21 protein-coding genes are annotated in these 19,120 nt (G+C 59.3%); 9 read left to right on the top strand and 12 right to left on the bottom strand.

Going from position 1 to position 19,120, the window contains the following annotated elements:
- Positions 1–66: 66 nt before the first annotated feature.
- Together glpK and P7C00_RS25540 are read right to left on the bottom strand one after the other, a co-directional pair.
- Positions 67–1,572: a glycerol kinase GlpK gene (gene glpK, locus P7C00_RS25545; RefSeq protein ID WP_346632518.1), complete on the bottom strand. Its 1,506-nt coding sequence runs from the start codon at positions 1,570–1,572 to the stop codon at positions 67–69.
- Between the two features lie 76 nt (positions 1,573–1,648).
- Complete coding sequence (locus tag P7C00_RS25540) at positions 1,649–2,497, bottom strand: MIP/aquaporin family protein (RefSeq protein ID WP_346632517.1); 849 nt, start codon at positions 2,495–2,497, stop codon at positions 1,649–1,651.
- 371 nt (positions 2,498–2,868) lie between these two features.
- On the opposite strand from P7C00_RS25540, the gene ybaK reads away from it, so the two are divergent.
- Both ybaK and P7C00_RS25530 read left to right on the top strand, forming a co-directional pair.
- Positions 2,869–3,339, top strand: coding sequence for a Cys-tRNA(Pro) deacylase (gene ybaK, locus P7C00_RS25535; protein ID WP_346632516.1), 471 nt, complete (start codon positions 2,869–2,871; stop codon positions 3,337–3,339).
- A gap of 117 nt (positions 3,340–3,456) precedes the next feature.
- Positions 3,457–4,239 carry a PhzF family phenazine biosynthesis protein gene (locus P7C00_RS25530; RefSeq protein ID WP_404937565.1) on the top strand — a complete coding sequence of 261 codons (783 nt, stop codon included), beginning with the start codon at positions 3,457–3,459 and terminating at the stop codon, positions 4,237–4,239.
- A 77-nt stretch (positions 4,240–4,316) separates the two neighbouring features.
- Here P7C00_RS25530 and P7C00_RS25525 read toward each other — a convergent pair whose 3' ends face one another.
- The gene (locus P7C00_RS25525; RefSeq protein ID WP_123726047.1) at positions 4,317–5,426 is read right to left on the bottom strand and encodes an ABC transporter ATP-binding protein; all 1,110 of its coding nucleotides are present in this window, start codon (positions 5,424–5,426) and stop codon (positions 4,317–4,319) included.
- A complete protein-coding gene (gene argF / locus P7C00_RS25520) occupies positions 5,423–6,343 on the bottom strand; it encodes an ornithine carbamoyltransferase (protein ID WP_404937564.1) in 921 nt (306 codons plus the stop codon). Before argF ends, P7C00_RS25525 begins: the two co-directional genes overlap by 4 nt.
- A 412-nt stretch (positions 6,344–6,755) precedes the next feature.
- On the opposite strand from argF, the gene P7C00_RS25515 reads away from it, so the two are divergent.
- From P7C00_RS25515 to grxD, 3 genes are all read left to right on the top strand, one after another.
- Positions 6,756–7,046 (top strand): hypothetical protein, encoded by a 291-nt coding sequence (locus P7C00_RS25515; RefSeq protein WP_404937563.1) that lies wholly within the window; start codon positions 6,756–6,758, stop codon positions 7,044–7,046.
- 134 nt (positions 7,047–7,180) lie between these two features.
- Positions 7,181–9,289, top strand: a complete 2,109-nt coding sequence (locus tag P7C00_RS25510; protein ID WP_404937562.1) for a molybdopterin oxidoreductase family protein — start codon at positions 7,181–7,183, stop codon at positions 9,287–9,289.
- A 96-nt stretch (positions 9,290–9,385) separates the two neighbouring features.
- On the top strand, positions 9,386–9,724 hold the full coding sequence (grxD, locus tag P7C00_RS25505; RefSeq protein ID WP_075121425.1) for a Grx4 family monothiol glutaredoxin: 339 nt from the start codon (positions 9,386–9,388) through the stop codon (positions 9,722–9,724).
- 81 nt (positions 9,725–9,805) lie between these two features.
- On the opposite strand, the gene bfr is transcribed toward grxD, so the two are convergent.
- Positions 9,806–10,279, bottom strand: a complete 474-nt coding sequence (bfr, locus tag P7C00_RS25500) for a bacterioferritin (RefSeq protein WP_025129649.1) — start codon at positions 10,277–10,279, stop codon at positions 9,806–9,808.
- A gap of 212 nt (positions 10,280–10,491) precedes the next feature.
- Positions 10,492–10,710, bottom strand: coding sequence for a bacterioferritin-associated ferredoxin (locus P7C00_RS25495; RefSeq protein ID WP_011063112.1), 219 nt, complete (start codon positions 10,708–10,710; stop codon positions 10,492–10,494).
- Positions 10,711–11,032: 322 nt separating this feature from the next.
- On the opposite strand from P7C00_RS25495, the gene P7C00_RS25490 reads away from it, so the two are divergent.
- Positions 11,033–11,635: a peroxiredoxin gene (locus P7C00_RS25490; RefSeq protein WP_007922432.1), complete on the top strand. Its 603-nt coding sequence runs from the start codon at positions 11,033–11,035 to the stop codon at positions 11,633–11,635.
- A 77-nt stretch (positions 11,636–11,712) separates the two neighbouring features.
- Here the strand turns inward: P7C00_RS25490 and rnt are convergent, their stop codons facing one another.
- On the bottom strand, positions 11,713–12,384 hold the full coding sequence (gene rnt, locus P7C00_RS25485) for a ribonuclease T (RefSeq protein WP_102860482.1): 672 nt from the start codon (positions 12,382–12,384) through the stop codon (positions 11,713–11,715).
- Positions 12,381–13,427, bottom strand: a complete 1,047-nt coding sequence (gene pyrC, locus P7C00_RS25480) for a dihydroorotase (RefSeq protein ID WP_346632512.1) — start codon at positions 13,425–13,427, stop codon at positions 12,381–12,383. The genes rnt and pyrC overlap by 4 nt, the downstream gene beginning before the upstream one ends.
- Positions 13,428–13,583: 156 nt before the next feature.
- On the opposite strand from pyrC, the gene P7C00_RS25475 reads away from it, so the two are divergent.
- From P7C00_RS25475 to P7C00_RS25465, 3 genes are all read left to right on the top strand, one after another.
- Positions 13,584–14,498: an OmpA family protein gene (locus P7C00_RS25475; protein WP_346632511.1), complete on the top strand. Its 915-nt coding sequence runs from the start codon at positions 13,584–13,586 to the stop codon at positions 14,496–14,498.
- Positions 14,499–14,627: 129 nt separating this feature from the next.
- Positions 14,628–15,845, top strand: a complete 1,218-nt coding sequence (locus P7C00_RS25470) for an argininosuccinate synthase (protein WP_102880745.1) — start codon at positions 14,628–14,630, stop codon at positions 15,843–15,845.
- A gap of 374 nt (positions 15,846–16,219) precedes the next feature.
- Positions 16,220–16,846 carry a response regulator transcription factor gene (locus P7C00_RS25465; RefSeq protein ID WP_346632510.1) on the top strand — a complete coding sequence of 209 codons (627 nt, stop codon included), beginning with the start codon at positions 16,220–16,222 and terminating at the stop codon, positions 16,844–16,846.
- A 138-nt stretch (positions 16,847–16,984) separates the two neighbouring features.
- Here the strand turns inward: P7C00_RS25465 and P7C00_RS25460 are convergent, their stop codons facing one another.
- The 4 genes from P7C00_RS25460 to P7C00_RS25445 form a co-directional block, all read right to left on the bottom strand.
- Entirely contained in the window at positions 16,985–17,164 is a 180-nt protein-coding gene (locus P7C00_RS25460; protein ID WP_346632509.1) for a PA3496 family putative envelope integrity protein, read from the bottom strand.
- A gap of 107 nt (positions 17,165–17,271) precedes the next feature.
- A complete protein-coding gene (nth, locus tag P7C00_RS25455; RefSeq protein WP_346632508.1) occupies positions 17,272–17,910 on the bottom strand; it encodes an endonuclease III in 639 nt (212 codons plus the stop codon).
- 7 nt (positions 17,911–17,917) lie between these two features.
- Positions 17,918–18,514: an Rnf-Nqr domain containing protein gene (locus P7C00_RS25450; protein WP_346632507.1), complete on the bottom strand. Its 597-nt coding sequence runs from the start codon at positions 18,512–18,514 to the stop codon at positions 17,918–17,920.
- A complete protein-coding gene (locus P7C00_RS25445; protein WP_346632506.1) occupies positions 18,507–19,118 on the bottom strand; it encodes an RnfABCDGE type electron transport complex subunit G in 612 nt (203 codons plus the stop codon). The genes P7C00_RS25450 and P7C00_RS25445 overlap by 8 nt, the downstream gene beginning before the upstream one ends.
- Between the last annotated feature and the right edge of the window lie 2 nt (positions 19,119–19,120).

Below are 19,120 nucleotides of genomic sequence, written 5' to 3'. Positions count from 1 at the left end.
TTGCCCATGATGCCGCAGGAATCCCCTCCCGACCAGTTACAAGCAGTTACCAATCCACGGCTTGGCTTATTTGACCTCGTCGTGGGGTTCCCAGTCGCGGGTGCGGCTTACCGCTTTCTTCCAGCCTGCGTACAAGCCTTCTTTTTCCGCTTCCGCCAGCTGTGGTTCGAACTCGCGCTCGATCACGGCCTTGCCCCGCAGTTCCTCCAGGCTGCCCCAGAAACCGCAGGCCAGGCCTGCCAGGTAGGCCGCGCCCAGGGCTGTGGTTTCGCGCATTTGCGGGCGTTCAACCTGAGTACCGAGAATGTCCGCCTGGAATTGCATGAGGAAGTTGTTGGCTACCGCGCCGCCGTCCACCCGCAGGGCTTTCAGGCGTTCGCCGGAATCCTGCTGCATGGCGTCGAGCACGTCGCGGGTCTGATAGGCAATGGATTCCAGGGCGGCACGGATGATGTGGTCCACGCGTACGCCGCGGGTCAGGCCAAACAGTGCGCCACGGGCATAGGGGTCCCAGTAGGGAGCGCCCAGGCCGGTGAAGGCTGGTACCAGGTACACACCGTTGCTGTCCTTGACCTTGCCGGCGAAGTATTCGGTGTCATGGGCGTCGTTGATGATTTTCAGTTCATCACGCAACCACTGCACAGTGGAGCCGCCGTTGAATACTGCGCCTTCCAGGGCATAGGCCACTTCGCCGCGGGGGCCGCAGGCGATGGTGGTGAGCATGCCGTGCTGGGATTTCACCGCCTTGTCGCCGGTGTTCATCAGCAGGAAGCAACCCGTGCCGTAGGTGTTCTTGGCTTGGCCCGGCTCGACGCACATCTGGCCAAACAGCGCGGCTTGTTGGTCGCCGGCAATACCGCCGATGGCGATGCCACTCTTGGTGCGGCCATAGATTTCCGACGAAGACTTCACTTCCGGGAGCATTTCCCGCGGGATGTCCAGCACCTCCAGCATCTTCGCGTCCCACTCCAGGGTGTGGATGTTGAAGAGCATGGTGCGCGAGGCGTTGGTGTAGTCGGTGACGTGGGTCTTGCCGCCGGTGAATTTCCAGATCAGCCAGCTGTCGATGGTGCCGAACAGCAGTTCGCCGCTACGGGCGCGCTCGCGGCTGCCTTCGACGTTGTCGAGGATCCACTTGAGCTTGGTGCCGGAGAAGTAGGGGTCGGTAACCAGGCCGGTGGTGTCGCGGATGTAGTCTTCCAGGCCGTCGCGCTTGAGCTGCTGGCAGATCTCGGTGCTGCGGCGGCACTGCCAGACAATGGCGTTGTAGATCGGGCGGCCGGTGGTCTTGTCCCAGACCACGGTGGTTTCACGCTGGTTGGTGATGCCGATAGCGGCCACTTGGTCGTGATGCAGGCCGGCCTGCGCCAGGGCTTCCACCATCACCGCACTCTGGGTGGCGAAGATTTCCATTGGGTCATGTTCGACCCAGCCGGCCTGTGGGTAATGCTGGGCGAATTCACGCTGGGCAGTGCAGACCACGTTGGCATCGCGGTCGAAAATGATCGCCCGGGAGCTGGTCGTACCCTGATCAAGGGCAATGATGTAGTTCTTATTCTGAATGTCGGTCATGTCGATTGCCTTGGACGAAATAAGGGGTTGGAAACAGGCGCGTGATCGATTTGGGCAGGATCACGCGCCGCGAGATTCAAGAAACTTTGACTTTGCCCTCTACGGCCGGTTCGGCCTCGGAGGCGGCGACAGCGCTGGGCAGATGCCGGGCAATCAGCCCGCGATAGGCCGCAGCACCGAGGCAGGCACCGAGGATCGGGGCAAAGATCGGTACCAGGAAATACGGAATGTCACGGCCACCGGTGAAGGAGATTTCACCCCAGCCAGTCACGAACGTCATCAGTTTAGGACCGAAGTCCCGTGCCGGGTTCATGGCGAAGCCGGTCAGCGGGCCCATTGCGCTGCCGATCACGGCAATCAGCAGGCCGATCAGCAGTGGCGCCATCGGGCCGCGAGGCAAGCCGTTGTTGTCATCGGTCAGGGACATGATCACCCCCATGAGAATCGCGGTGATCACCACTTCCACCAGGAACGCCTGGGCAGTGGACAGCGCCGGGTTGGGGAAGGTGGAGAACACCGAAGCCAGTTCCAGGCTGGCCTGGGAGCCACGGATCATTTGGTGGGATTGTTCGAAATCGAAGAATAGATTGCTGTACAGCGTGTAAACCAACAGCGCCGCGCAGAAGGCGCCGGCAACCTGGGCCAGGATATAGAACGGCAGTTTGCGTTTTTCAAAGTCGGCGAACAGGCACAGAGCGATGCTCACGGCTGGATTCAGGTGCGCGCCGGAGACCCCGGCGGTCAGGTAGATCGCCATGCTCACGCCGATCCCCCAGATGATGCTGATTTCCCACAGACCGAAGCTGGCGCCCGCGACCTTGAGCGCGGCGACACAACCGGTGCCGAAGAAGATCAATAGTGCAGTACCCAGGAACTCGGCCATGCATTGGCCCGATAGCGACGGTTGTTGCAGAGCAGTTGTCATTGTGAACCTCGATTTTTGTTGTTGTCTGGCGCTGCTGCAAAAGGCATGGAGCGCGACTTCCAACGAAGACGGAATCCCCATTCCGGCCTCGTCTTGCTACTGGGTGCAACCTTGGATCTACCGCAGGATATTCAGAAACGAAAAAATATAGACAAGAAACACCGCTGTCAAAGGTCGAAAGTGAACGAGCGGTCATTTTATAGATATCAATCAAATGAATGATCCTGGGTCGCAGTCTCGGGAGTGACAGAAGTCGCAGTGCTGGCAGCTACGAGGGGCGGTTATCAAGGCTTGTAATAGAGCCTTTTGCTGATGAATGGCCTAAAATTCGCCCGCTCGGTTTTGCCTTTTTGTCCCCACTTGGAGCTGCCATGACCCCTGCACTGGACCTGCTGAAAAAAGTTCGCGCCGAACATCGCATCCACAGTTACGAACATGACCCCAAGGCTGCGTCCTACGGCCTGGAGGCGGCGGAGAAGCTCAATCTCGATCCGGCGCAAGTGTTCAAGACCCTGCTGGCCAGCAGTGAAAAGGGCGAATTGCTGGTGGCGGTGGTGCCGGTCGTCGGAAGTCTTGACCTGAAGGCCCTGGCCCAGGCAGCCGGGGTCAAGAAAGCCGAAATGGCCGACCCGGCCGCTGCCCAGCGTGCCACCGGTTATCTGCTGGGGGGCATCAGTCCGCTGGGGCAGAAGAAGCGACTGCGGACCTTTATCGACACCAGTGCCCAGCCTTTCGCCAGTATTTTCGTCAGTGCCGGTCGTCGTGGCCTGGAGGTGGAGCTGGCCGCGGCCGTGCTGGCCGAGCATACCCAGGCGAAGTTCGCCGACATCGGTCGCCCTTGAGCCCGGGCGTCGGCAGCGGCCCGGGCTGCTGTATGCCGGAAAATCTTCCCTTCTGTGTCTGTCGGGTTCCTTGTTCCGAAGCTCATGCTGGCGGCCGACTATCCAAGGAGAACGGTTATGCCGCTTGAGTTCCAGCAGATCGATGCCTTCAGTGACCGCCCCTTCACCGGCAATCCGGCCATGGTTTACCGGCTTGATGCATGGCTTGACGATGCGCTGATGCAGCAGATCGCCGCCGAGCACAACCTGGCGGAAACCGCTTTTGTGGTGCGTGAGGCGCAAGGCTGGCGAATCCGCTGGTTTACTCCGACCACTGAAGTGCCACTGTGCGGGCACGCCACCCTGGCCAGTGCTTATGTGTTGTTCGAGGTCTACGGCGAGCCGACGCAGCGCATCGATTTTCAGAGCCGTTCCGGGCCCTTGAGCGTCACCTCTGAAGACGGGCTGCTATGGCTTGATTTTCCTTTGCGCAGCCCCCGCAGCCAGGCAGGGCTGGAGGAGGTGGCGCGGATTCTGGGCGCCCCAGTCGTCGAGTTGCAGGGCGCCAATGAGCTGTTGGCGGTGCTGGAGTCGGAGCAGGCGGTGCGTGATTGTCGGCCGGATATGGCGGCGCTGGCGAAGCTGCCCTGGCCCGGAGTGATTGTTACTGCGCGTGGAGACCGGCATGACTTTGTCTCGCGGTATTTTGCTCCGGCCATTGGCATCGACGAGGACCCGGTGACCGGTTCGACCCATTGCTGCCTGACGCCTTATTGGGCAGGGCAATTGGCTAAGCAGCAGTTGAGCGCTTATCAGTGTTCGGCGCGAGGTGGAGCGTTGTTCTGTCGGTTGGAGGGGGAGCGGGTGAAGATCGGTGGCCATGCGCGGCTGATTGCCAGTGGGCAGTTGTATCTGGAATGACGGCGGTGGGTTTTTTTGCCGGCAAGCCGGCTCCTACAGTGCGCTGTTGTAGGGGCTGGCTTGCCGGCGAAGGCGGCTCAATGTGCGCTGCTGTAGCGGCGCACTCCTGAATCGCTGTGCGGAATCTGCGCCGCGGTGCTGCCCGAAGCCTGAAACAGCACCAGATGTTCTGCGGCGACCCGAATGCCCACATCCGCTCCAACCTGATGATCGGCATGGCTGGGGAAGATCGATTCCAGCTGGCTGCCGGTCGGCAGTTGCAGGCGATACAGGGTCGAGGCGCCGAGGAAGGTCTTGCCGACGATCCGCGCTTTCAGGGCGCTGTCCGGTGCATAGACGATATCGTCGGGGCGCAGCAGTACGTCCACCGCCCCACCTGCCGGCCAGGTGTAGGCTCGGTTGCCCTGCAGCACACCCAGTTCGGTCTGCACCGATTCCGGGCTGCTCAACTGGCCACGAATGAAGTAGCCCTGGCCAATGAAGCTGGCGACAAAGGGCGTCTGCGGTTCGTGATAGAGGTTGTAGGGCGTATCCCACTGTTCCAGGCGACCTTCCTTGAACACCCCGACCTGATCACTCACGGCAAAGGCTTCTTCCTGGTCGTGGGTGACCAGGATCGCACTGGTACCCCGAGCCTTGAGGATGTCGCGCACTTCATGGCTGAGCTTGCGGCGCAGTTCACCGTCGAGATTGGAGAACGGCTCGTCCAGCAACAGCAATTGTGGTTCCGGCGCCAGGGCGCGGGCCAGGGCTACTCGCTGCTGTTGGCCGCCAGACAGTTCGTGGGGGAAGCGCTGGCCAAGGTTCTTCAGGTTGACCAGTTCCAGCAATTCAGCGACCACCCGGTCTTTCTGCGGGTGCTTGCGGATGCCGAAGGCAATGTTGTCCGCCACACACAGATGTGGGAACAGGGCGTAATCCTGGAACACCATGCCGATCCGACGTTTCTCCGGCGCCAGGGTGAAGCCGGCGCTGGAGATGGTTTCGCCGGCCAACTGGATCTCGCCCTCGTGTACGGGCTCGAATCCGGCGATGGCCCGCAGGGTGGTGGTCTTGCCGCAGCCGGATGAGCCCAGCAGGCAGCCGATGTCACCGGCATTGAGGTGCAGATTGAGGTTTTGCACCACCCGTTGGTCCTGATAGCCGCATGCCAGATTGCGCAGGTTCAGCAGTAATGGCTGGCTCATGCGTGGTGGTACGCCGGCTCGACGAGAAACTCGAGCAGGGCCTTTTGTGCATGGAGACGGTTTTCCGCCTGGTCCCAAGCTACCGAGCGTGGGTCGTCCAGCAGGTCGAGGCTGATTTCCTCGCCACGGTGGGCGGGCAGGCAATGCATGAACAATACGTCCGGCGCTGCCAGGTCGAGCAGGGTGCGGTTCACCTGGAATGGTGCGAACAGCTTGAGGCGCTTGGCGGTTTCCTCTTCCTGACCCATGGAGGTCCAGACGTCGGTGCTCACCAGGTGGGCGCCCGTCACCGCTTCGCGAGGATCGCGGACGATGGTCACGCGATCGCCGGCCAGGGCGACAAATTCCGGGTTCGGCTCGTAGCCCTCAGGGCAAGCGATGCGCAGTTGGAAATCGAACTGCATGGCCGCTTCTATATAGCTGTTGCACATGTTGTTGCCATCGCCGATCCAGGCCACGGTCTTGCCCTGGATCGAGCCGCGATGTTCGAGGAAGGTCTGCATGTCCGCCAGCAGCTGGCAAGGGTGCAGGTCATCGGACAGGCCGTTGATCACCGGTACCCGGGAATTGGCCGCAAATTCGGTCAGGGTGCTGTGGGCAAAGGTTCGGATCATCACCGCATCGAGCATGCGCGACATGACGATGGCGCAGTCGCCGATGGGCTCGCCGCGTCCCAGTTGGGTATCCCGTGGCGAAAGGAAGATGGCCTGGCCGCCCAGTTGGATCATGCCGGCTTCGAAAGACAGTCGGGTACGGGTCGACGACTTCTCGAAAATCATGCCGAGCACACGATTTTTCAAGGGCTCGAAGAGTACGCCGCGGTTACGCAGGTCCTTCAGCTCGATGCCACGACGAATCACACTGACCAGCTCTTCGGGCGTGCAATCCATCAGGGAGAGAAAGTGCCTTGCGCTCATCATTAACTACCTTTTTGCAACGGACCGCAGATTCTCAAAGCCTTGTTTAATCGAACAACGGGCTGGACCTGCGGCGAAAGCCGCACGGGGCGACGAAATAGGGGAAGGCGCGATCTTATAATTAAATGTCGCGTCTTACCAATAGTGCTACGGCGATTACGGGCATGAGAGGTCAGGACGCGATTGCGCTGACGCTTTTGAGACCAGTTTCCAGACAGCAGCCGGGCATTTGTACACTGCCCCGACGCGCCTTGGCAATGCAGCGGGGCGCCGGCTGTACGCTTGCAGTCGTTTTCTGACCTGTGGGCCGAGATCGCTATCCTGGGCATTTTGAGGGGCGCCAACCTGAAACATTTCCTAATGCAAAGTGCTGAGGTTATAAAGGCGAATCTGCGGCAGGGATAGGTGTGCGATGGAGTCCAAGGAGCAACAACTGATGACGCTGTTGGGGCTCACGGCCCGGGCGCTCACTGACATGACTGCCTCAATGACTGCGTTTTCTTTCGAATTGCTGCGTAGCGAGGATCCAGTGACCCGTGCTGCCGCGCGCAAGATGGTCGATCGGATGATGACCCTCAGCACCGGGCTGGATGAGCATTGGCGATTGCTGGCTGAGCTGTCGGGAGTCTATGCCGAGCAGGGGCCCATAGATTCTACGGCGCAAGTCTCAATGGATGGCCCGCCGCGCTTGCCATCGAACTGACTGTACTGATCATGGCCGGGGCTGATGGCCCTGAATTCATGGGGCGAACGTCGCTGGCGTCGGCAGCGGTCAGCCGCCATAGTTTTTGCTTCCAGCGGCCCCTACGGGTCGCCTTCAAACAATAGAGACTGGCCATGACCAAGACTCTGCATCACCGTGCCTGCCACCTGTGCGAAGCGATCTGCGGCCTGACCCTGGAAATCACTGAGGAAGAGGGCCGTGGCCCGCGCATCACCTCGATCAAGGGGGATGCTCACGACAGCTTCAGCCGCGGCCATATCTGCCCCAAGGCCGTGGCCTTGCAGGATATTCAGAGTGACCCCGATCGCCTGCGTCAGCCGGTGCGGCGCGTGGGCAATGAATGGCAGCCGATCGAGTGGGACGAGGCCTTCGCCCTGGTAGCCGAAAGGTTGGCGAGCATTCAGCAGCGCCATGGCAATAATGCGGTGGCGACCTATCAGGGCAACCCCAGCGTTCACAACTACGGGCTGATGACCCACAGCAATTACTTCCTTGGCCAGCTCAAGACCCGTAACCGCTTCTCGGCGACGTCGGTCGACCAGTTGCCCCAGCACCTGACCAGCTACCTGATGTATGGCCACGGTCTGCTGCTGCCGATTCCGGACATCGATCACACCGACTTCATGCTGATCCTCGGCGGCAACCCCTTGGCGTCCAACGGCAGCATCATGACGGTGCCGGACGTGGAAAAGCGCTTGAAGGCAATCCAGGCTCGTGGTGGCAAGGTGGTGGTGGTCGATCCTCGGCGCAGTGAAACGGCGGCTATAGCCGATCAGCACCTGTTCGTTCGTCCTGGAGGCGATGTGGCCTTGCTGTTTGGCCTGCTGAACACGATTTTTGAGGAAGGGCCGATTCGCGGCAGTCATCTGCAGGTCGATGGATTGGCAGAGGTGCGCCAGGCAATTTCCCGCTTCACCGCGGAAACCATGAGCCCGCTGTGTGCGATTCCGGCACCGCAGATTCGGCAGTTGGCCCGGGAGTTCGCCTCGGCGGATCGAGCGGTCTGCTATGGGCGCATGGGGGTTTCGACCCAAGCCTTCGGTACGTTGTGCCATTGGTTGCTGCAACTGATCAACCTGGTCACCGGCAACCTTGACCGGGTAGGCGGGGCCCTGTGTACGGAGCCGGCGGTGGATCTGGTGGCGGCAACTTCGGGGGGGCATTTCAACGTCTGGCAGAGTCGGGTTTCCGGGCTTCCGGAGTATGGCGGCGAGCTGCCTGTGTCTGCCTTGGCCGAAGAGATGCTCACTGAGGGCGAGGGGCAGGTTCGGGCATTGATCACCGTGGCCGGCAACCCGGTGCTGTCCACGCCCAATGGCCGGCAGTTGGAGCAGGCCCTTGATGGGTTGGAGTTCATGCTCAGCATCGACTTGTACATCAATGAAACGACCCGATATGCCGACCTGATCCTGCCGTCCACCTCAGCTTTGGAGAACGATCACTACGACACCACCTTCAATCTGTTTGCGGTGCGCAATGTCAGTCGCTTCAACCGCGCGATCCTGCCCAAGCCTGCGGGCGCGCTGCACGACTGGGAGATCTTTGTCGGCCTGGCCAAGGCGTTTGCCGCGAAAACCGAACAGCCGCTGAAACCGACCATTTCCCCTGCGCAAATGATCGACATGGGCTTGCGAGCCGGTGCCTACGGCGACGCCTCGCCGCTCAAACTGTCGTTGGCAACGCTGGACCAGTATCCCCACGGTATTGATCTGGGGGCGCTGCAGCCGAATCTGGCGGCACGCTTGAAAACCGAGAATCGGAAGATCCAGGCGGCGCCAGCAGCGATCCTGGCGGATCTGGCGCGGTTTGCCGCCTTGAGCGTGCCGCCGCTGGATGAATTGCTGCTGATTGGTCGTCGCCATGTGCGCAGCAACAACTCGTGGATGCATAACTATCATCGCCTGGTGAAGGGCAAGCCCCGTCACCAATTGCTGATGCACCCGGACGACCTCGCCAGCCGCGGGCTGAATGACGGCCAACGAGTGCGAATCAGTTCTCGGGTCGGTGCGGTGGAGGTAGAGGTGCTGGCCAGCAGTGAAATGATGCCGGGGGTGGTGAGCTTGCCCCATGGCTGGGGGCATGGGCGCCCAGGGGTGCAGATGAACATTGCCATGGAGCAGCCGGGTTGCAGCGCCAATGACCTGACCGATGAGCGTCAGCTCGATGCGTTGTCTGGGAATGCAGCGTTGAACGGGGTGCCGGTCAAGGTGGAAGCCGCCTGAGATGTCTGTCGGAGAGGCCGAGCAGGGCGCTCAGGATTCCGTTACAATGCGCCACCGTGCCGACAACAGCGTCGGAAAGTTCAGCCGAGGTGTTCCATGGATATCATCGAAACTATTAAAGAGCAGATTGCCAACAACACCATTCTGCTTTACATGAAAGGCTCGCCGAATGCCCCACAGTGTGGCTTCTCCGCGAAAGCCGCTCAGGCCGTAATGGGCTGTGGTGAGAAGTTCGCTTATGTGGACATCCTGCAGAACCCGGAAATTCGCGCCAACCTGCCCAAGTACGCCAACTGGCCAACCTTCCCACAGCTGTGGGTGGCGGGTGAGCTGGTCGGCGGTAGCGACATCATGGCTGAGATGTTTGCCAACGGTGAATTGCAGACTCTGATCAAGGACGCAGCCGAAAAAGCCGCAGCCAAGACTGAAGCCTGACGCGAATATATCCGCGTAATAAAAAGCCCCGCCTCTCTTTCGAGGGCGGGGCTTTTTATTGCTTGAGTATTACGAGTTAAGTTACTCGTCACCCATTTGCGATTGCAGATAGTTCTCGATACCGACTTTATCGATCAGGCCCAATTGGGTTTCCAGCCAGTCGATATGTTCTTCTTCGGATTCAAGAATATCTTCCAGCAGTTCACGGCTGCCGAAGTCACTCACCGATTCGCAATGGGCGATGGCTGCCTTGAGGTCCGCATGACCGGTGCGCTCGATACGCAGGTCGCACTCGAGCATTTCCTTGGTGTGTTCGCCAATGTGCAGCTTGCCCAGGTCCTGAACGTTCGGCAGGCCTTCGAGGAAGAGGATGCGCTTGATCAGCTTGTCCGCATGCTTCATCTCATCGATGGACTCGTGGTACTCGTGCTTGCCCAGCTTGTTCAGGCCCCAATCTTCATACATGCGTGCATGCAGGAAGTACTGATTGATCGCGACCAGTTCATTGGCAAGGATTTTATTGAGATGCTGGATGACTGTAATGTCGCCTTTCATGATGGGGTCCTGCCCTTTAATTAGTGGAATAAGCGCAGAGTCTGAGCCGCGCAAACATTACTGTCAAACCTAAGTTATTGAATAATATATGAAAATTAATCGGAATAAGAATGTTTGTGTTCCGCGTTTTGACCCTAAGCGATTGAATTACAGGCATAAAAAAACCGGACGCTAGGTCCGGTTGTTTAAAACAGTGCGATTTATTCGAAAATTCAAGCGACATTAAATTCCACTGGATAGGGAATTGCCGCCTGGCTGCTCTGCAGTTCGGTCAGTGTCTCGCGGACCACTTGCTTGGCCAGGCATGCGCATTTACCGCACTGGCTGGCGACGCCGGTTGCCTGACGCACTTCGCGGTAGCTGCAGCAACCTTCATAGATGGCTTCGCGAATTTGTCCGTCGGTGACACCGGTGCAGAGGCAGACATACATAGGATGAGAACCGTCGCTGGTTAGGGCTCAATTGCGATGGATCTTAATGTTAACGAGAATGATTGTCAAAGTGGTTTCGGTCGCCTTTGTTGCAGTTTCCTACCTGGGTGACGAACGGTTTTGTTCACGATAGAGACAGATGATTCGCATTTTCCGCTTTGTGAGCCAGGGCGACGAAAAACCGTTAAGGACAGCTCAAAGACGCGGTGTATGATGGTCGGTCCTTGCGAAGCGGGGTCAGGTCACGGAGCTGTCGCATCCGCGTGGCAGACTCAAGGCCAATCCCCTTCTTCATTACTACGTCCACACCAGGAGATATCCAATGAGCGTACTCGTAGGCAAACAAGCCCCTGACTTCACCGTACCGGCCGTTCTCGGCAATGGCGAAATCGTCGACAGTTTCACCCTGTCCTCGGCCATCAAAGGCAAATACGGCCTGGTGTTCTTCTATCCACTGGACTTCACCTTCGTTTGCCCGTCCGAGCTGATCGCCCTGGACCACCGCATGGCTGACTTCAAGGCTCGTAACGTGGAAGTGATCGCTGTTTCGATCGATTCGCACTTCACTCACAACGCCTGGCGCAACACCCCGATCAATGCCGGCGGCATTGGTCAGGTTCAATACATCATGGCGGCTGACATGAAGCACGACATCGCCAAGGCCTACGACGTTGAGTCCGAAGGCGGCGTTGCTTTCCGTGGCGCGTTCCTGATCGACGATAAAGGCGTTGTTCGTTCGCAGATCGTCAACGACCTGCCACTGGGCCGTAACATGGAAGAGCTGATCCGTCTGGTCGATGCTCTGCAATTCCACGAAGAGCACGGCGAAGTCTGCCCTGCCAACTGGAAAAAAGGCGACAAAGGCATGACCGCTTCGCCAGAAGGCGTTGCCGCTTACCTGAGCGAGAACGCTGGCAAGCTGTAAGCCTGGCGTCACGCATGAAAAAAACCGGCCTCAGGGCCGGTTTTTTTATGGGGGCAATTCACCCGACGAAGAATTAATCAGTCGTCGAAATCCTGCCAGCCGCCCATTTGTTTCCAGCGGTTGACGATGCCGCAGAACAACTCGGCAGTCTTCTCGGTGTCGTAGCGAGCCGAGTGGGCCTCACGACCGTCGAAGTCGATGTCTGCGCTCTGGCAGGCCTTTGCCAGTACGGTCTGGCCGTACGCCAGGCCAGCCAGGGTGGCGGTGTCGAAGCTGGAGAACGGATGGAACGGATTGCGCTTCATATCCAGGCGAGCTACGGCGGCATTCAGGAAGCCCAGATCGAAGCTGCTATTGTGGCCTACCAGAATGGCGCGTTTGCAGCCATTGGCCTTCAGTGCCTTGCGCACCCCACGGAAAATATCGGTCAGGGCAGTTTCTTCGCTGACGGCCATGCGCAGCGGGTGGTCGAGCTTGATCCCGGTGAACTCCAGGGCAGCGGCTTCGATGTTCGCGCCTTCAAAAGGCTCAACCCGGAAGAAATAGGTGTGTTCCGGGAACACGAAGCCTTTTTCATCCATGCCGATAGTGGTGGCGGCAATCTCTAGCAGGGCGTCGGTGGCCGAGTTGAAACCGCCGGTTTCAACGTCGACGACTACTGGCAGGTAACCACGAAAGCGCGCCGCCATCGGGTGCCGAGGGCCGCCGCCGTTACCTTCTTGTTCGTCGTCGAAATGGTCGTCACTCACGAGTGATCCTCCAGCAGGCGCCAGCGCAGTTTTTCACCGGCGCGCAGCGGAATGACAGTCAGCTCACCAAACGGCAGGCTGGCGGGGGCGGTCCATTCTTCACGAACCAGGGTGATGCGATCGGTGTTGGCCGGCAGGCCGTAGAAGCGCGGGCCGTTGAGGCTGGCAAAGGCTTCCAGTTTATCCAGGGCATTGCGCTGTTCGAACGCCTCGGCATACAGCTCAATCGCGGCATAGGCGCTGTAGCAACCGGCGCAACCGCAAGCGGCTTCCTTGGCGTGCTGGGCATGAGGCGCCGAGTCGGTGCCGAGGAAGAACTTCTCGCTGCCGCTGGTGGCCGCATCCAGCAGGGCTTCCTGGTGGGTGTTGCGCTTGAGAATCGGCAGGCAATAGAAGTGCGGGCGAATACCGCCCACCAGCATGTGGTTGCGGTTGTACAGCAGGTGGTGCGCGGTGATGGTTGCGCCAACGTTGGCCGAAGCCTCCTTGACGAACTGCACGGCTTCACCGGTGGTGATGTGTTCGAACACCACTTTCAGGCTGGGGAAGCGCTCGACCACGCGACGCATATGCTCGTCGATGAAGATTTTTTCCCGGTCGAAGACGTCGACGTCGCCACGGGTCACTTCACCGTGGATCAGCAGAGGCAGGCCAACTTCGGCCATCGCTTCGAGCACCGGGAAGATCTTGTCGATGCTGGTCACGCCCGAGTCCGAGTTGGTGGTCGCGCCGGCCGGGTACAGCTTGGCGGCGTGCACGAAACCGCAGGCCTTGGCTGCGCGGATTTCGTCCGGCTGGGTGCGGTCGGTCAGGTAGAGCACCATCAGCGGCTCGAAGCGGCTGCCGGCCGGGCGCGCAGCTAGAATACGCTGGCGATAGGCGTCGGCTTCCGCGGCGTTGCGCACCGGAGGTACCAGGTTGGGCATGATGATGGCGCGGCCAAAGGTGCGCGCGACATCTGCGACTGTATTGGGCAACACGGCACCATCGCGAAGATGAATATGCCAGTCGTCGGGACGCAGCAGGGTCAGGCGGTCGGACATTGGAGGTTCCAGGCGGGTAAAACTCGGGGGAATGCTACCGGAAAAGACTCTTCCAGGCACTCGCTATCAAGTTTTGCGACGAGCAACCGATATCCCGAAGGTATGGCGTATTAACGCCTGTCGATTTTTCTGTTGTACACGTCAGTGGAGCCTCCCGTGCGCCAGCGTTATCTAGCCTTGCTCAGTGTGTTTGCCAGCCTGCCCGCGATGGCTCTCACTTTCCAGACCCGTCTGGAGAGCATTGAGTGGACGGTCGAAGGCGACAAATTCGAGTGCCGCTTGATCCAGCCCGTCACCGATTTCGGTTCCGGCGAATTCGTTCGCCGCGCCGGCGAGCAGGCGATCTTTCGCCTCAAGAGTTTCAACCCGATGCAGGCGGGTGGCTCGGCGACTCTGCTTGCAGCCGCTGCGCCCTGGCAGCCGGGGCGTGGCGACATCAACCTCGGAGCGGTCAAGGCCGGTACGGATGGGGTGCTGTACAACAGCAACCAGATGCAGGCCGGTCGCCTGATCATCGGCTTGCTGGAGGGACGCAGTCCGGTGGTCCGGCATTTTTCCCGCGAGGGCGGGGTTTCCGAGGTGCGCTTGCTACCGGTGAAATTCAGCAAGGCCTACAGCGACTATCAAAGCTGCATGACCAAACTGCTGCCGATGAACTACGAACAGGTGAAACAGGGCGAGATCGGTTTCCCGGGTGGCGGTATCGAACTCGATGCTCGCGCCAAGGCGAAGTTGCAGGTGATGGTGGACTTCATCAAGGCCGATCCGACGGTCAATCACGTCGAACTGGACGGCCACTCTGATAACAGCGGTAACCGCTTGACCAACCGCGACCTGTCCCGACGCCGCGCCCTGGCAGTGATGGAGTTCTTCAAGGCCAACGGTTTGGCGGAAAACCAGATTGTTGTGCGCTTCCATGGCGAGCGTTATCCCCTGGCTCCCAACACTAATGCAGCCAATCGAGCGAAGAACCGCCGGGTCAATGTGCATCTGGAGCGGGTTGCCCCCACCGAAAAACCGGCTCCGGCGCCTCAGGCCGCCTCTGGTTCGAGCGCAGCAGCGACTTCCTGATACGGCTGTCGTCGTCGCGCGCTCGACATAATCTGTCGCTTGGTCGTCATAAGCTGTCGCGCCTCTGTAAATTATCCTCGTGGATCGGTAGACTCGACGGCTTTCCGTACAACCCCGTGGAGTGATGGCATGGCGGACGTAAACAAGGTCGTTCTGGCGTATTCGGGCGGCCTGGACACTTCGGTGATCCTCAAGTGGCTGCAGGATACTTACAACTGTGAAGTAGTGACTTTCACTGCTGACCTGGGCCAAGGCGAAGAGGTCGAGCCGGCCCGCGCCAAGGCGCAAGCCATGGGCGTCAAAGAGATCTACATCGACGATCTGCGCGAAGAGTTCGTGCGTGATTTCGTTTTCCCGATGTTCCGCGCCAACACCGTCTACGAAGGCGAGTACCTGCTGGGTACTTCCATCGCTCGTCCGTTGATCGCCAAGCGTTTGATCGAAATCGCCAATGAGACTGGCGCCGATGCCATTTCCCATGGCGCCACCGGCAAGGGCAACGATCAGGTGCGTTTCGAGCTGGGCGCCTATGCTCTCAAGCCTGGGGTCAAAGTGATCGCCCCTTGGCGCGAGTGGGACCTGCTGTCCCGCGAGAAGCTGATGGACTACGCCGAGAAGCACGGTATTCCGATCGAGCGTCACGGCAAGAAGAAGTCGCCGTACTCGATGGACGCCAACCTGCTGCATATCTCCTATGAAGGCGGCGTTCTGGAAGACACCTGGACCGAGCACGAAGAAGACATGTGGCGCTGGACCGTCTCCCCGGAGAAGGCTCCTGACACCCCGCAATACCTGGAGCTGACCTACCGCAACGGCGACATCGTCGCCATCGACGGCGTGGAAATGACTCCGGCTACCGTGCTGGCGACCCTGAACCGCATCGGTGGTGAACACGGCATCGGTCGTCTGGACATCGTCGAGAACCGTTACGTGGGCATGAAGTCCCGTGGCTGCTACGAGACGCCTGGTGGCACCATCATGCTGCGCGCTCACCGCGCCATCGAGTCCATCACCCTGGACCGTGAAGTGGCCCACCTCAAAGACGAGCTGATGCCCAAGTACGCCAGCCTGATCTACACCGGCTACTGGTGGAGCCCGGAGCGTCTGATGCTGCAACAGATGATCGACGCCTCCCAAGCCCACGTGAACGGTGTAGTACGCCTGAAGCTGTACAAGGGCAACGTGATCGTTACCGGTCGCAAGTCCGATGAGTCGCTGTTTGACGCCAACATCGCCACCTTCGAAGAAGACGGCGGTGCTTACAACCAGGCGGACGCAGCAGGCTTCATCAAGCTCAACGCCCTGCGCATGCGCATCGCTGCAAACAAGGGACGGACCCTGGTCTGATACCTTGAGTTGTTAAAAGAGCCCCGCGATAAGCGGGGCTTTTTTTTACCCCTGATTAATAGTGCTTTCGGCCAGAAGCTGAACAGGCCAGTTGATTGAATGGGGCGGCTTTCTTGATTGCAGTTTGTTAATCACTACCGCTGAAAGTGATGCCTGACGATGTGGTTTTTAGTACGAAAAGTAGCTGGTCTAGCGATTAATCCTAAGCGCTTTTCCAGTTAAGTGACCTTTATCTAAATTATTTTGTAAGGCAAATCGGTATTGTTTGTAAGGATCGTCCTCGTAGGGTCGTAGCCCCAGGTAGCACGGTGTCAGAGTCAATTCTCTGGGGTATTGTGCGGGCTCTAAAAAACTCTCAGGACTTGGATGGACCTATGAAAAGAGTATTGATCGTGGATGATCATCCTGTTATCCGCTTGGCTGTGCGCATGTTGATGGAACGCCATGGTTTTGAAGTAGTAGCAGAAGCAGATAATGGCACGGACGCTTTGAAGTTGGCTCTTGAATATGTTCCCGATATTTTGATTCTGGATATTGGTATCCCACAACTTGATGGACTTGAAGTTATAACCCGCCTGATGTCCAGAGGTATGCCGATCAAGATACTAGTGTTGACTCTGCAAGTTCCTGGACCCTTTTCCATGCGTTGCATGCAGGCCGGTGCTGCCGGCTATGTGTGCAAGCAGCAGGACATTACTGAACTGATCAGTGCGGTGCGGGCGGTGCTGGCGGGTTACAGCTACTTTCCCAACGAGGCGTTGCACACCTTTCGTTCCAGTCAGGGCGTCAGCAGCGAGGAAGAAATGATCGAACTTCTTTCAGGGCGTGAGTTGATCGTATTGAAGCAGCTCACCAATGGCATGAGTAACAAGGAAATCGCTGAGGGCTTGTGCCTGAGCAACAAGACCGTCAGCACTTACAAGCGGCGGTTGTTGGCCAAGCTCAATGCTCGTTCATTGGTTGACCTGATCGAGTTTGCCCAGCGCCATCAGTTGGTATGAGTGTTGGTTACTGAAGCGACAACCTTGAGTGGAGCAACCGGCTAGTTCGGAACGGGCCGGTCATGCCGAGGGGCTGACCGGTCGAGTTTCGGAGCGAGAGAGGCACAAAAAAACCTCCATCTGGAGGCTCTTTTGTGACTAGAGGTCAAAGTCGTAATCGGCCAGTTGTTTCTGCAGGCGTCGTTCTTCCAGAAGATTGTCGATGGTTCTGCGTTTGCTCAGATTGGTTTTCGCCACCTCGACCACCGGTTCAGCATCGTCTGTCTCTGCCGCGATGAAGTCTTCTTCTACGTCCAGTTGTTCTTTGCCAGTGCTCATAAGGTCAACTCCAGGCTAAGACTGCCATTGGCGCTCCTTATATCGATATTCTCCTGGCGGGTAAAAAAGATTTTTTCAATCGACTCATCAGCAAAATCAATGCTTCCTCAATCGTCAGAAGTCTTTTGCTTGTATTCGCACAGGTCTTCGATTCGACAGCTCCCGCAACGTGGCTTGCGTGCCAGGCAGACGTAGCGACCGTGAAGGATCAGCCAGTGATGGGAGTCCAGCAGAAACTCCCTGGGCACAAACTTCATCAGTTTCTTTTCCACTTCCACCACATTCTTGCCCGGGGCCAGCCCGGTGCGGTTGCTGACCCGGAAGATGTGGGTGTCCACGGCCATGGTCAATTGCCGGAAGGCGGTGTTGAGGACTACGTTGGCGGTCTTGCGGCCGACGCCGGGCAAGGCTTCCAGCTCTTCCCGGGTTTGTGGCACTTCGCTGTTGTGGCGTTCCACCAGCAGGCGGCAGGTCTCGATGACGTTCTTGGCCTTGCTGTTGTACAGGCCGATGGTCTTGATGTATTCGGACAGTCCCTCGACCCCCAGGGCATGGATAGCCGCCGGTGTATTGGCCACGGGAAAGAGTTTGGCGGTCGCCTTGTTGACCCCGACGTCGGTCGATTGCGCCGAAAGAATGACCGCGATCAGCAACTCGAATGGCGAGGAGTAGGCCAGTTCGGTTTTCGGTTCGGGATTGTCTTCGTGAAGTCGGCGAAATATTTCCAGGCGTTTGGCGGCATTCATGGGTGGTTCATTTCCTCGAAGGCGGTCGATTGAAGGACGAAGAGGCGGTCCAGGCCTGCTTTGCCGCCAGCAGCAGGCCAAGCAGGATAAAACCCCCAGGGGCCAGAGTCAGCAGGCGCAATCCGCCTTGGGGCAGCAACACCCAGCCGGCGCCATCACCGGGCAGGCCGGCCAACCAGCCCAGATGGCTGCCCAGGGCGCCGGTGCCCAGCAATTCGCGCAGTGCGCCCACCAGCACCAGCGCGCCACAGAAACCGGCAGCCAGGCGCAGCCGGTCGCGGTGCTGGAAGAAGCCCGCCTGCTCCAATATCACGCATTGCAGGGGCAGCAGGCCCAGGTACAGGCTCAACTGCTGGTGCAGCTCATAACTCCAGGCTTGTACCGCCAGCCATAGCCAGCTGCCGAGAGTGGCGGCGAGCAACAGGCTGGCCAGCCACTGCTGACGGCTTTGCAAGTGTGGCCGCAGCAGGCCCATACCGGCCCCAAAGGCCCCGATCAGCAGAGTGGATGCCAGCGCCAGGCCCAGCGCTTTGACCCAGGCATCCGTGGCCCCGATCAACGGCGTCAGCATCAGCAGGCCCGGCAATGACAGTGGCTTACTCATGAGCGGCTCCCGGAAGCAGTTGCTGGCGATGCTCATCGAAGTAGCGCAGGGCATCGTGCAGGGCGCTGATCACCGCACGGGAGGTGATGGTGGCGCCCGCGATCTGATCGAACTGGCCATTGTCCTTTTTCAGGGCCCAGGCAGCATCGTCCGGGGACGTGCGGGATTTGCCGGAAAACCCCTGCAGCCAGGCGTTGGGCTGCTCGGCGATGCGGCCTCCCAGGCCTGGGGTCTCATCCTGCCTGAGCGTCTTGCTCCCCAGCAGGCGGCCATGGCTGTCGATGGCGATCAGCAGCTCGATGGGGCCGGCGTAACCGTTCACTCGACTGCGCAACAGCACAGCGCTGGGCAGACCCTCGCGGGTGGCCAGGTAGCCATTCAGTAAGCGGCTGTTGTCCAGTTGCACATCACTCAAGGGCAGTGGCTGGTCCAGTGGCTGGTTGTCGTAGCTTGCCGTGGGCAGCAGGTCGAGTAACTTGCGGGCCTGCAATGCCCGCTGCTCGGCGGCGATGCGCGGTGCGCCAGCGTATTGCAGCCACAGGGTGGCGCCCACGCCGAGAACGCCGAGCAGCACCAGCAGGAGCAGACCGCGAGTTCTCGTCATGC

The sequence above is a fragment of the Pseudomonas sp. JDS08PS003 genome, assembly GCF_045013505.1.
Taxonomy (GTDB): Bacteria; Pseudomonadota; Gammaproteobacteria; order Pseudomonadales; family Pseudomonadaceae; genus Aquipseudomonas; species Aquipseudomonas protegens_B.
The sequence above is the reverse complement of the archived record's forward strand: the minus strand, read 5'-3'. Positions and strand labels throughout refer to the sequence as shown.

Excerpts from the sequence above, each read along its gene's own strand:
- glpK (WP_346632518.1), bottom strand. The coding sequence starts at position 1,572 with ATGACCGACATTCAGAATAAGAACTACATCATTGCCCTTGATCAGGGT.
- P7C00_RS25540 (WP_346632517.1), bottom strand. The coding sequence starts at position 2,497 with ATGACAACTGCTCTGCAACAACCGTCGCTATCGGGCCAATGCATGGCC.
- ybaK (WP_346632516.1), top strand. The coding sequence starts at position 2,869 with ATGACCCCTGCACTGGACCTGCTGAAAAAAGTTCGCGCCGAACATCGC.
- P7C00_RS25530 (WP_404937565.1), top strand. The coding sequence starts at position 3,457 with ATGCCGCTTGAGTTCCAGCAGATCGATGCCTTCAGTGACCGCCCCTTC.
- P7C00_RS25525 (WP_123726047.1), bottom strand. The coding sequence starts at position 5,426 with ATGAGCCAGCCATTACTGCTGAACCTGCGCAATCTGGCATGCGGCTAT.
- argF (WP_404937564.1), bottom strand. The coding sequence starts at position 6,343 with ATGAGCGCAAGGCACTTTCTCTCCCTGATGGATTGCACGCCCGAAGAG.
- P7C00_RS25515 (WP_404937563.1), top strand. The coding sequence starts at position 6,756 with ATGGAGTCCAAGGAGCAACAACTGATGACGCTGTTGGGGCTCACGGCC.
- P7C00_RS25510 (WP_404937562.1), top strand. The coding sequence starts at position 7,181 with ATGACCAAGACTCTGCATCACCGTGCCTGCCACCTGTGCGAAGCGATC.
- grxD (WP_075121425.1), top strand. The coding sequence starts at position 9,386 with ATGGATATCATCGAAACTATTAAAGAGCAGATTGCCAACAACACCATT.
- bfr (WP_025129649.1), bottom strand. The coding sequence starts at position 10,279 with ATGAAAGGCGACATTACAGTCATCCAGCATCTCAATAAAATCCTTGCC.
- P7C00_RS25495 (WP_011063112.1), bottom strand. The coding sequence starts at position 10,710 with ATGTATGTCTGCCTCTGCACCGGTGTCACCGACGGACAAATTCGCGAA.
- P7C00_RS25490 (WP_007922432.1), top strand. The coding sequence starts at position 11,033 with ATGAGCGTACTCGTAGGCAAACAAGCCCCTGACTTCACCGTACCGGCC.
- pyrC (WP_346632512.1), bottom strand. The coding sequence starts at position 13,427 with ATGTCCGACCGCCTGACCCTGCTGCGTCCCGACGACTGGCATATTCAT.
- P7C00_RS25470 (WP_102880745.1), top strand. The coding sequence starts at position 14,628 with ATGGCGGACGTAAACAAGGTCGTTCTGGCGTATTCGGGCGGCCTGGAC.
- P7C00_RS25465 (WP_346632510.1), top strand. The coding sequence starts at position 16,220 with ATGAAAAGAGTATTGATCGTGGATGATCATCCTGTTATCCGCTTGGCT.
- P7C00_RS25460 (WP_346632509.1), bottom strand. The coding sequence starts at position 17,164 with ATGAGCACTGGCAAAGAACAACTGGACGTAGAAGAAGACTTCATCGCG.
- nth (WP_346632508.1), bottom strand. The coding sequence starts at position 17,910 with ATGAATGCCGCCAAACGCCTGGAAATATTTCGCCGACTTCACGAAGAC.
- P7C00_RS25450 (WP_346632507.1), bottom strand. The coding sequence starts at position 18,514 with ATGAGTAAGCCACTGTCATTGCCGGGCCTGCTGATGCTGACGCCGTTG.
- P7C00_RS25445 (WP_346632506.1), bottom strand. The coding sequence starts at position 19,118 with ATGACGAGAACTCGCGGTCTGCTCCTGCTGGTGCTGCTCGGCGTTCTC.